At 71.5% G+C, this 11,215-nt stretch carries 10 protein-coding genes; 6 read left to right on the forward strand and 4 right to left on the reverse strand.

Features of this window, described 5'->3' with window-relative positions; translation table 11 throughout:
- Nucleotides 1–132 precede the first annotated feature (132 nt).
- Complete coding sequence (locus IEZ00_RS12915) at nt 133–1,062, reverse strand: class I SAM-dependent methyltransferase (protein WP_189223468.1); 930 nt, start codon at nt 1,060–1,062, stop codon at nt 133–135.
- Nucleotides 1,063–1,403: 341 nt separating this feature from the next.
- On the opposite strand from IEZ00_RS12915, the gene IEZ00_RS12920 reads away from it, so the two are divergent.
- From IEZ00_RS12920 to IEZ00_RS12940, 5 genes are read left to right on the forward strand one after another with little or no spacing between them, the layout of a single operon-like run.
- The gene (locus tag IEZ00_RS12920; RefSeq protein ID WP_189223884.1) at nt 1,404–2,489 is read left to right on the forward strand and encodes an S-(hydroxymethyl)mycothiol dehydrogenase; all 1,086 of its coding nucleotides are present in this window, start codon (nt 1,404–1,406) and stop codon (nt 2,487–2,489) included.
- Entirely contained in the window at nt 2,489–3,118 is a 630-nt protein-coding gene (locus IEZ00_RS12925) for an MBL fold metallo-hydrolase (RefSeq protein ID WP_189223469.1), read from the forward strand. The genes IEZ00_RS12920 and IEZ00_RS12925 overlap by 1 nt, the downstream gene beginning before the upstream one ends.
- Before the next feature lie 9 nt (nt 3,119–3,127).
- A complete protein-coding gene (locus tag IEZ00_RS12930; RefSeq protein ID WP_189223470.1) occupies nt 3,128–4,210 on the forward strand; it encodes a hypothetical protein in 1,083 nt (360 codons plus the stop codon).
- A 37-nt stretch (nt 4,211–4,247) separates the two neighbouring features.
- A complete protein-coding gene (locus IEZ00_RS12935; RefSeq protein ID WP_306344671.1) occupies nt 4,248–4,598 on the forward strand; it encodes a metalloregulator ArsR/SmtB family transcription factor in 351 nt (116 codons plus the stop codon).
- Nucleotides 4,595–5,083: an SRPBCC family protein gene (locus IEZ00_RS12940; RefSeq protein WP_189223472.1), complete on the forward strand. Its 489-nt coding sequence runs from the start codon at nt 4,595–4,597 to the stop codon at nt 5,081–5,083. Before IEZ00_RS12935 ends, IEZ00_RS12940 begins: the two co-directional genes overlap by 4 nt.
- 16 nt (nt 5,084–5,099) lie before the next feature.
- Here IEZ00_RS12940 and IEZ00_RS12945 read toward each other — a convergent pair whose 3' ends face one another.
- The 3 genes from IEZ00_RS12945 to IEZ00_RS12955 form a co-directional block, all read right to left on the reverse strand.
- Entirely contained in the window at nt 5,100–5,699 is a 600-nt protein-coding gene (locus tag IEZ00_RS12945) for an SGNH/GDSL hydrolase family protein (protein WP_229795556.1), read from the reverse strand.
- An 87-nt stretch (nt 5,700–5,786) separates the two neighbouring features.
- Entirely contained in the window at nt 5,787–8,996 is a 3,210-nt protein-coding gene (locus tag IEZ00_RS12950; protein WP_189223474.1) for a LamG-like jellyroll fold domain-containing protein, read from the reverse strand.
- 176 nt (nt 8,997–9,172) lie between these two features.
- On the reverse strand, nt 9,173–10,828 hold the full coding sequence (locus IEZ00_RS12955) for a catalase (RefSeq protein ID WP_189223475.1): 1,656 nt from the start codon (nt 10,826–10,828) through the stop codon (nt 9,173–9,175).
- Between the two features lie 183 nt (nt 10,829–11,011).
- Here IEZ00_RS12955 and IEZ00_RS36555 point away from each other — a divergent pair.
- A partial coding sequence (locus tag IEZ00_RS36555) for an SDR family NAD(P)-dependent oxidoreductase (RefSeq protein ID WP_229795558.1) occupies nt 11,012–11,215 on the forward strand: 204 nt, incomplete at its 3' end.

The following is an 11,215-nucleotide window of genomic DNA, read 5'->3' on the forward strand; positions in this document are numbered from 1 at the left end:
CACCCCGCCTGCAAGTACTACCCGTGGTGCGCACGAGGGCCGTTAGCTACTACCCGCCGCCCCGAAGCGCGCGGGCCGGGTAGTAGTTAACTCCCCCTGGGAGGGGGTCGGGTAGTACTTGCAGGCGTTGGGTCAGGAGGCGGTGATCAGGTAGGCGGGGGCCCACCAGTAGTCGAAGATCCGTTCGGGTTCCCGCACGGTGAACCCGGCCGCCTCCAGCTCGGCCACCCAGCGGCTGACCGGCTGCTCGGTGTGCAGGGGCGTGCCCTGGTCGAGCGCGTTGAGGAACACCGGCACCAGGAAGCCCTGCGCGACCAGGTCGCGGTCCTCGTCGTACTCCCGGACACCCCGCTCGTAGCGGTCCACCAGGTGCCGGAACCACGCGGGCTCCACCCCGGAGCCGATCTCCGGCACGTCGAACTCGACCATCGCGATCCGCTCGGTGCGCTCGCGCAGCCGGGCGAGCACCCGCACGCGGTCCTCGCGCGGGACGACCAGCATCGAGAAGGTCTCCTGCACCAGGTCCCACGGTCCGACGTCCTCGCGCGCCAGGAAATCCTGCACGGTGCTCACGTGCGCGCGGTGCGCGACACCGCGGTCGCGCAGCGCGGCGGTGGTGACGGCCAGCCGCTCCGCGGCGGGCTCCACCAGGTCCACCTCGGCCACCTCGGGCGTCAGCGCGGGCAGCAACCCGTGCCCCTCACCGGTGCCGATGTCCAGCAGCCGCAGCCCGTGGTGGCCCGCGTAGCACGACCGCAGCGCCCGGTGCTCGGCCCGGTAGAGCCCGACGTTGCCGCCGCCGGTGGCGAACGCGGTGAACGCCTCCGTCGAGCGGTAGACGTCGGCGTCGTCGTCGCGTTGCAGGTAGCGGGCGGTCTGGGCGTAGAGCTCCCGGCCGGGGGCCCGCTCGGCCGCCGCCCCGGCGAACTCCCGCGCCCCGGCCCGGTCGCCGCCCGCGTCGGCCAGCACCGCGAGGTAGAACAGCTCCAGCGCGGTGTCCGCCCGCAGCTCGGTCAGGGGCGTGCCCGCCCGGTGCGCCTGCCAGATCGCCTCCACGTCCACGTGTCCGAAGCTACCGAAGCCGGTCCACAGCGGACCCGCGACGGCTTCCCCGAACGCCCCCCGACGGGCACAGTGAGCCCCCTGGGGTCCGCCGACCCGCGAGAGGACGTCCCGTGACACCGCTGAGACGAGGCGCTTTCGACCTGCTCGGGTTCGAGCACCTGGCGCTGGTGCTGCTGTTCGGGTCGGCCCGCGACCCGCTGGCTTCCCCCGATCGACCGAAGCGGGCTTCCGGCGGTGCCGCGGATGTGGTGGCATGTCCCCGCGCTGATCACCGGTGCGCGGCGCACGACCGGCCCCGCCCGGTGCCCTCCACCGCGCCGGAAGGAAGGTCGTCGGACATGTCGCAGCAGGTGCGCGGGGTCATCGCCCGCGGCAAGGGCGAGCCGGTCTCGGTCGAGACGGTCGTGGTGCCCGATCCCGGACCGGGGGAGGCGGTGGTGGCCGTGCAAGCCTGCGGCGTGTGCCACACCGACCTGCACTACCGGGAGGGCGGCATCAACGACGAGTTCCCGTTCCTGCTCGGCCACGAGGCGGCCGGGGTGGTGGAGTCGGTCGGCGAGGGCGTGACCGGCGTGGCCCCCGGCGACTTCGTGGTGCTCAACTGGCGCGCGGTGTGCGGGCAGTGCCGCGCCTGCGTGCGCGGCAGGCCCTGGTACTGCTTCAACACCCACAACGCGACCCAGAAGATGACCCTGACCGACGGCACCGAGCTGTCCCCGGCGCTGGGCATCGGGGCGTTCGCGGAGAAGACGCTGGTCCACGCCGGGCAGTGCACCAAGGTCGACCCGGCGGCCACCCCGGCGGTGGCCGGGCTGCTGGGCTGCGGCGTGATGGCGGGCCTCGGCGCGGCGATCAACACCGGCGGGGTGCAGCGGGGCGACTCGGTGGCGGTGATCGGCTGCGGCGGCGTGGGCGGCGCGGCGGTCATGGGTGCCCGGCTGGCCGGGGCGTCGCGGATCATCGCGGTGGACATCGACCAGCGCAAGCTGGAGACCGCGCTGCGGCTGGGGGCCACCGACACGGTCGACTCCAGCGGCACCGACCCGGTGGCGGCCATCCGCGAGCTCACCGGTGGCTTCGGCGCGGACGTGGTGATCGACGCCGTGGGCAGGCCGGAGACCTACCAGCAGGCCTTCTACGCCCGCGACCTGGCCGGGACCGTGGTGCTGGTCGGCGTGCCCACCCCGGAGATGCGGCTGGAGCTGCCGCTGATCGACCTGTTCTCCCGCGGTGGGGCGCTCAAGTCGTCCTGGTACGGCGACTGCCTGCCCACCCGCGACTTCCCGGTGCTGATCGACCTGTACCTGCAGGGCAGGCTGGACCTGGCCGCGTTCGTCAGCGAGACCATCCCGCTGGACGACGTGGAGGCGGCGTTCGGCCGGATGCACCGCGGCGAGGTGCTGCGCTCGGTGGTGGTCTTCTGATGGCGGCGCGCGTCGACCGCGTGGTCACCTCCGGCACCTTCTCCCTCGACGGCGGCACCTGGGAGGTGGACAACAACGTCTGGCTCGTCGGCGACGACGAGGAGGTGCTGGTGGTCGACGCCGCCCACGACGCCCGAGCCATCGCCGAGGCGGTGGGCGGGCGGCGGGTGGTCGCCATCGCCTGCACCCACGCCCACGACGACCACGTCGACGCCGCCCCCGCGCTGGCGGAGCTGACCGGCGCACCGGTGCTGCTGCACCCCGACGACCGGCCGCTGTGGCGGCTCACCCACCCCGAGCGCGCCCCGGACGGCGACCTCGCCGACGGGCAGGAGTTGACCGTCGGCGGAGTCGCCCTGACGGTGCTGCACACGCCGGGGCACGCGCCGGGGGCGGTCTGCCTGCACGCGCCCGAGCTGGGCACGGTGTTCACCGGCGACACCCTGTTCCAGGGCGGCCCCGGCGCGACCGGGCGGTCCTTCTCGGACTTCCCGACCATCGTCGAGTCCATCCGCACGCGGCTGCTCACGCTGCCGCCGGAGACGGTGGTGCGCACCGGGCACGGGGACAGCACCACCATCGGCGACGAGGCCCCGCACCTGGAGGAGTGGATCGCGCGAGGTCACTGAGGGGACGAGGTGGCGACGGAGGACGACAGAACGCACAACGAGGTCAACGCGCAGGTCACGGGGCACGTCGTGCAGGCGGGAAGCATCTCCGGTGATGTCCACCTGCACGCCGTGCCCCCGCCGGGACGGCTCACCGCGCACGTGTCGGTGTACGCGGAGGACGATTCCGACGACGATCCGCGCTACCGGGGCGACCCGACCGGGGACGGCTTGCTCATCAGACCCGAGCACCCCTACCTCGACCGGGTGTGGTCCGGCGGCGATCTCATCGCGCCGAGCGGGGAGGGGCCGCCCAGGGGAGCGAGCGGCCCGCAGTTGGACGTCAAGATCGTCAACAACACCGCGCGCACGGTGTTCTTCCACGCGGTCCACTTGGAAGTCACACGATCCCGCCCCGACCCGCGCCCGGTGCCGCACGTGCGCCCCATCCTGTTCTCATCGATCCCGCTCTTATGCGGCAGCCCGATTGCAAACCGGGGCGGCCCGATGGCGGACTGCGTCCTCGCCTTCCACTTGGAGCATCCCGGCCACCCCGGCAGGGTGACCGGTACGCACCACGTGGAATTGGGGCCGGACGGGCGGATGGAGGACATGGGACCGGTTCTGGCGGCGCTCGGTGAGGCCGGGGTGAGGCTGGAACCTGGCGGGCTTGAACCCGCCCACCCGGACGCCCACCGCGCGTCCTACTGGTCGCTCGGCCCCTTCGTCGACACCGCTGACGTCGTCTACGACGGTAAGGTGGCGCTGGTCGGCAGCATCGAGTACCGCTGGACCGACCTGGGTGGTGCGCGGGTCGGTGGCGGGCACGGCGTGCGCTCTCTGATCTTCTTCATGAATGAGAAGCGCTTGCCTGCGAGTTACGAGTTGGTGCGCCCTTCAGCCAGCTACCACGCTCCGCTGCTGCGGGCCGACCAGAGCGATTACCGGGTCTCGGTGCCCATCTCCCACGCGCTGGCCACGGGTGAGGTGGACCGGATTCTCGTTCGGCTCGACGCGCCCCGCTCGTCCCTGCACGACCTCACCCTGAGCCTGCACCACGACACGGGTGTCCTCGACTGCGGTCGGATCTCCTTGGAGTACTTCCGCCCCTGAACCCCCAAAAGCGTAACCAATGGGTTACGCTTCATGGGTGGACGAGGTGGTCGCGGCGATCGCGGACCCGGTGCGGCGGCGCATCCTGGAGATGCTGCGCGACGGCGACCTGCCCGCCGGGCGGATCGCCGAGGAGTTCGCCATCAGCAGGCCCGCCATCAGCAGGCACCTGCGCGTGCTGCGCGAGAGCGGGCTGGTGCGCGACGAGCTGGTGGGCAGGCAGCGCCGCTACTCGCTGGACCCGGCGCCGCTGGCCGAGCTGACCGACTGGCTGGCCCGCCTGACCCGGCCCTCGGGCTGGGAGCACCGCCTCGACGCGCTGGAGACCGAGGTCCACCGCACCCGCCGGGACCGCCGTGCGGGCCGAGCGAAGGGGAACACCGCATGACCCCCAGCGGCAGGCTGTTCCGCACCGACCAGGGCAGTGACCTGGTGCTCACCCGGACCTTCCGGGCCTCGGCGGACGACGTGTGGGCAGGCGTCACCGAGCCCGAGCGCACCGCCCGCTGGTTCGGCCCGTGGGAAGGGGAGGCGAGCCCCGGCCGGACCATCCGGGTGCGGATGGCGTTCGAAGAGCGGACGCCGTGGATGCGGCTGCGCATCGAGGCATGCGAACCACCGCGCAGGCTGGCCGTGTCGACCGTGGACGAGCACGGGGCCTGGAACCTGGAGCTGCTGCTGTCCGATGTGGACGGTGGCACCGAGCTGCGGCTCGTGCAGCACCTGGACACCGAGGAGGGCATCGGCGAGATCGGTCCCGGCTGGGAGTACTACCTGGACATGCTCGTGGCCGCGCGCGACGGCTCGCCCCGGCCGGACTTCGACGACTACTACCCGGCGATGAAGGAGCACTTCGAAGGTCTTCGCGCATGACCGGCCCGGCTGAGCCTCAGGCCGCGGCGTCCACCGCGGCCTCCAGGTAGGGGGCCAGCGCGTCGGCCACCAGGGCGTAGCCCGCGGGGGAGGGGTGGAACCGGTCGGCGGAGAACAGCGCCAGGTCCGAGGCGAAGCGGGCGGACAGCTCGTGCCCCACCGGGGCCACCACGCCACCCGCCCGGCGCACCGCGTCGGCCTGGGTGCGGGCGTAGTGCCCGCTGGCCGTGGAGACCAGCGTCCGGTAGGCCGGGGGCACGTGCGAGACCACGCTGAGGTCCGGGGCCGTGGCGACGATGACGTGCGCCCCGGCGCGCTTCAGCTCGGCCACCGCGTCGTGCAGCAGGCCCGCGCCGACGGCGGGCGGGACGAACGCGGTCAGGTCGTTGGCGCCGATCACCACCAGGGCCAGGTCGACACCGGAGGCGACGGCGGCGCGGACCTGGCGCGCCAAGTCGGCCGAGCGGGCGCCGGACACAGCGTGCACACCCAGGTCGACGTCGTGCCCGGCCGCGCGCAGGCGTGCCGCCAACCGGTGACCGAGGGTTTCTTCGACGCGGGTGCAGCCCACCCCGGCTGCCAGGGAGTCACCGAGGACGCGGAAGCGAAGAGTCATCGCCGGGTACAACGCCGCCCGTCCGCCCGCCGTTCCCGCGAAAGGGGCCGGGTGTCCCAGGACACCCGGCCCCTTCTCAGAGTGGTGTCAGCGCCGCACCTGCGCGTGCAGGGCCGCCACCTCGGACTCGCTCAGCGCCCGGTCGAACACCCGCACCTCGTCCACCGCGCCGGACCAGAAGTCGGTGTCCTGGCCCGCGTACTTGGCCCGGCCGATGGCCAGCGGGCCGGTGCTGACCTGCTCGGGACCGCCCTGCGCGGTGGCCACCTGCTTGCCGTCCACGAACAGCCGGGTCGTGCCCGTGGCGTCGTCGCGCACGCCCACCAGGTGGTACCAGCGGTTCAGCTCGGGCGTGACCTCGTAGCGCGCCCGGTTGCCGCCGGGCAGGCTGAACGCGAACGCGCCGTGCCCGTACTGCAGGTAGAACGGGTTCTCCGCGCGCCTGCCGTCCTGGCTCACCGCGGAGGCGTAGTTGCCGGGCAGTTCGTCCAGGGTCACCCACGCCGAGACGGTGTAGCTGCCGGTGGTGTCCACGACCGGGGCCTGCGTCTGCGCGAAGTCGCCGTCGCCGTCGAACTTCAGCGCCGACCCGCTCACGCCCGGCGTCCACCCCGCGTCGCCCTTCAGCGCCACCGTGCTCTTGCCGCCGCTGAGGTCGCGGCTGTCGGTGCCCCGGCCCTCGTTCAGCGGCCAGTGCCCGTTGCCGGGGAACTCGGCGTCCTCGGCCGCGTTCGCGCCCGCGGCGATCACCTTCCGGTTGATCTCCCGCACCGGCTTGGGGTCGACCTTGATCTCCCGCCGGTCGTAGGTCCACATCCCGTTGAGCTCGGTCTCCAGGTCGGTGACCTGGGTGTAGACCGACCCGGACAGCTCCGCGCCCGCCGCCGCGAGGTAGAAGGTCTCGGTGTTGCTGACGTACTTGGCCGTCAACGCGGCCTTGTCCGGCACCCCGCTGTAGATCTGCGCGGGCGTGCCCGGCCACATGTGGCCCGGCGTGCGCAGCGTGAACCCGCCGTGCTCGCCGTCCATGGCCGCGCGGGTCGAGTCCGGCCACGGCGGGTCGTTGTTGACGTAGTCGTGGTGGTCGATGATGTCGCCCTTGCCCGAGTCGCCCTTGGACGCGCAGCAGTTCACGCCGCTGTGCGCGTTGACGACGCGGCTCGGGTCGGCGGCCTTGACCGACTCGGTGATCTGCCCGGTGGCGGTGCGGTCCCACTCGCCCCAGCCCTCGTTGAACACGATCCACCCGATGACCGAGGGCGAGTCGTGCAGCTGCTCCATCGTCCGGCGCCCCTCAGTCAGGAACGCCTGCTGACCGGACTCGTCGGTGATGTTGGTCGAGACGAAGTCCTGCCACACCAGCAGGCCGAGCTTGTCGGCGTGGTAGTACCAGCGGGCGGGCTCGACCTTGATGTGCTTGCGCACCGCGTTGAAACCGAGGTCCTTCTGCGCCTTGAGGTCCCAGGCCAGCGCCTCGTCGCTGGGCGCGGTGTGCAGGCCGTCGGGCCAGAAGCCCTGGTCCAGCATCGCCAGCGAGAAGATGGGCTTGCCGTTGAGCACCAGCTTGGGGAAGCCGCCGACGTTCTGGATGCCGATCGACCTCATGCCGAAGTAGCTCTTGACGCGGTCGCGGCCGAGGGTGACCTCCAGGTCGTAGAGGTACGGGTCGTCCGGCGTCCACAGGTGCGGCTTGCGCACCTTGAGGGTCAGCGGGGTGTTGGCGCGCCCGGTGACGGTGCCGACCACCCTGCCCTCGCGGTCCCTCGCGGTGGCGGTGACGGAGTCGCCCGGCGTCGCGGTCGAGGACTTGACGGTGAGCGTCAGGCTCTCCTTGGCCAGGTCCGGGGTGGTCACCACGTCGTCGATGGCCACGTCGGGCACCGGCTCCAGCCAGACGGTCTGCCAGATGCCCGAGGACTGGGTGTAGAAGATGCCGCTGGGGTTGCGGGTCTGCTTGCCGACCGGCTGGTTGTCGCCGGTGGTGTCGGTGACCGCGACGATGAGCTCGTGCTGCCCGCCGCCGCGCAGCGCGTCGGTGATGTCGGCGGTGAACGCGGTGTAGCCGCCGGAGTGCTCGGCCACCTGCTTGCCGTCCACCCAGACCCTGGCGTGGTGGTCGACCGCGCCGAAGTTCAGCTTCAGCCGCTGGCCGCGGCCGACCCGCCAGTCCGCGGGCACGGTGAAGGTGCGGCGGTAGAACATGTGGTCCTCGTGCCGCTCCAGCCCGGACAGCTGCGACTCCACCGGGAACGGCACGATGATCCGCTCGGGCAGGCGCTTGCCGAACACCGGCTGCTGGCCCGCGGTCGCGCCCGCGAACTCCCAGGGGCCGTTGAGGTTGAGCCACTGCTTGCGCTCCTGCTGCGGCCTGGGGTACTCCGGCAGCGGGCGGTTGGTGTCCAGCTTGTCGCCCCACGGCGTGGTGAGCCGGTGGGTGGACTGGTTGGTGGCGCTGCGGATGGTCTGCGGCACGGTGTCGTCGCCGACGCGCAGCCCGCCGTTGCCGTCGTAGGCCACCCGCACCCGCTGGCCGCGCTGGATGGGCTTGGTCAGCCCCACCACGACGCGGGACCGGTCCTCGCGGGTGACGCGCGCGGACCCCAGCGGCATGGCGGTGGTGTCGGCCTCCACGACCAGGTGCCCCACCAGGTCGCCCAGCGCGGACACCGGCTCCTCGAAGTCCAGCACCAGCGAGCGGCCGTCCTGGCCCACGGTCAGCTCGACCGGGTAGATCTGGAACCCCTCGGGCGGGGTGAAGGCCGACTCGGGCACGATCTGCTTCGGCGTCGTGGCGCCGGACCAGCGCAGGAACATGTTGGCGCCGCCGATGTCCTGGAACATCTCCAGACGGAACTCGTGCGCCTTGCCCGCCGTCAGCGCCACGGGGGCGCTGTTCTGCTCCACGTCCCAGTCACCGACCCAGTGGTCGATGACCGGCGCGCCGTCGATGAACAGCCGGAAGCCGTTGTCGCCGATGGCGTGGAAGGTGTACTGGCCGGTTTCCGGCGGGGTGATCCGGCCGGTCCAGCGGGCGGTGGTGTGCTCGCTCTGGCCGGTCAGCGAGGCGAAGGTGCCCGCGAGGCCGGGCAGGTCGATGTTCGGGTCCAGCGTGACGCCGCCGAGGTGGGCGAAGTCGCGCGCGCCCGGCGCGGACATGCGGAAGTACTCGCCCTTGAGGCCGTGCACGGCCGGGGCGTTGTCGGGATCGGGCTGGGCCTGGCCCGGCGGTGCGGCCAGGACCGGGGCGGTGATCAGGGCCAAGAAAGCGGTGAGCAGCCGTCTGGCGGTGCGGGGCATGTGGTTCTCCTCAGTCCCGTGCTGTGAGTGCCATCACAGCGCCGCCCATCTATCCACATGTTTCACCAAAAGACAACAAAAAGTTTCACAGGTCCGACCAATTCGACGGTCGTGTTACGCCGCGCGCACGACACGAGCCCCCACCCGAACGGGGGTGGGGGCTCGTCCCTGTGGGCTCAGGCGAGTTGCACGTGCTCGTTGGGCACGCAGTGGGTCATCTGCAGGCCGCTGACGTCGCGCGGGCCGTTGGCGCCGAGGTTGCTCAGCCGCTTCTGGTCGTTCTCGCTGAGGTCCTGGCTGGCCAGCGGCTTGAGGTGGGACACGTCCTCGGGCCCGATGCCCAGGCCCTCGCCGACGCGCAGGCCCAGGTCGTCGTCCACCATCAGGAAGTGCCACACCATGCGCTCCTGGACCGCCCGGTCGCACTGGGAGATCGCGGAGATGAAGTTGCGCACCAGGTCGTCGCGCTCCCACTGCTCCATCAGCGCGTACCGCTGACCCGCCTGGGTGTAGTCCTCGGTGCGCGGGATGCGCTTGCGGGTCAGCCTGCCCCGGATCTCGGGCCCCTGCTCGTCGTGCGTGGGGTACTGCGCCTCGCGCAGCCCGCCCATGATCGAGGGCTCGTAGTTGACGTGCGGGTTCTCCCCGCCGGGGCGGTTGTAGTAGGCCATCTGGCCGCCCTGCTGGTTGGTGCGCACGTCCGCGTTGCGCGCCTGGTTGACGGGCAGTTGGAGGTAGTTCGGCCCGACCCGGTAGCGCTGCGTGTCGCTGTAGGAGAACGTGCGGCCGACCAGCATCTTGTCGTCGGAGAAGTCCAGCCCGTCGACCAGCACGCCGGTGCCGAAGGCGATCTGCTCGTTCTCGGTGAAGAAGTCGCTGACGTTGCGGGTGAGCACCATGCGGCCGACCGGCTTGGCCGGGAACTCGTTCTCCGGCCACACCTTGGTGTCGTCCAGCGGGTCGAAGTCCAGCTCCGGGTGCTCGTCGTCGGACATCATCTGCACCAGCAGCTCCCACTCGGGGTGCTCGCCGCGCTCGATGGCCTCGTAGAGGTCCTTGGTGGCGTGGCCCAGGTCCTGCGCCTGGACCTTGGCCGCGTCCTCCTCGGTCATGCTGCGCACCCCGCACTTGGGCATCCAGTGGTACTTGACCAGGTGCGTCTCGCCCTCGGCGTTGACCCACTTGTAGGTGTTGACGCCGAAGCCCTGCATGTGCCGGTAGTCCGACGGGATGCCGCGCGGGCTGAACAGGTTGACCAGCATGTGCATCGCCTCCGGCGTCTGCGACATGAAGTCGAAGATCCGCCAGGGCTCCTGCCGGTGGGTCACCGGGTCCGGCTTGAGGGCGTGGATCACGTCCGGGAACTTGATGGCGTCGCGGATGAAGAACACCGCGAGGTTGTTGCCCACCAGGTCCCAGTTGCCGTCCTCGGTGTAGAACTTCACCGCGAACCCGCGCGGGTCGCGCGCGCACTCGGAGGAGTCCACCCCGCCGATGACGGTGGACAGCCGGATCGCCACGTCGGTCCGCTTGCCCTTGCCCTGGAACAGCTTGGCCCTGGTGTACCGGTCGATGGGCTCGTCACCCCAGGCGCCGTAGCTCTCGAAGTGGCCGAACGCGACCGCGCCGCGCGCGTGGACCACCCGGTTGGGGATGCGCTCCCGGTCGAAGTGGCTGATCTTCTCCAGGAAGTGGTAGTTCTCCAGCGTGGCGGGTCCTCGCGCGCCCACCGTCCGCTGGTTCTGGTTGTCGTAGACGGGGTGTCCCTGCCTGTTGGTCAGCACGGGGCGGTCGTCGCCTGACTCCGGCCCCTTGCTCGCCACATCCGTCATGGCGGTGTGGTCCCTTCTGGCTGCTGAGGTCGCTCGTCCGTCTCGGGTACCCCATTACTCCGATCGACCCACACGGGTAGTCCAAAAGGGGTGCGTCGGACGTGCTGCCCGGTCGGTCGCGTCGAGCGGCGCGGCGATATGTTGTTGTTGACAACAATGTTGCTGCCGACTACTTTCGCTGGGGTGAGCCCCTTCGCCACTTCAGACGTTCCCCCGCAAGCGGGACGCACCTTCGTCGTCACCGGAGCCAACAGCGGCATCGGGCGCTCGGCGGCCCGCGTGCTCGCCGCCCGAGGCGCTCGTGTCGTGCTCGCCGTCCGCAACCCCGACAAGGGGCGCGAGGCCGCCGCCGGGATGCCCGGCCACGTCGAGGTCCGCACGCTCGAC

The sequence above is a fragment of the Saccharothrix coeruleofusca genome (genome assembly GCF_014648515.1).
In the GTDB taxonomy this organism is placed as follows: domain Bacteria; phylum Actinomycetota; class Actinomycetes; order Mycobacteriales; family Pseudonocardiaceae; genus Actinosynnema; species Actinosynnema coeruleofuscum.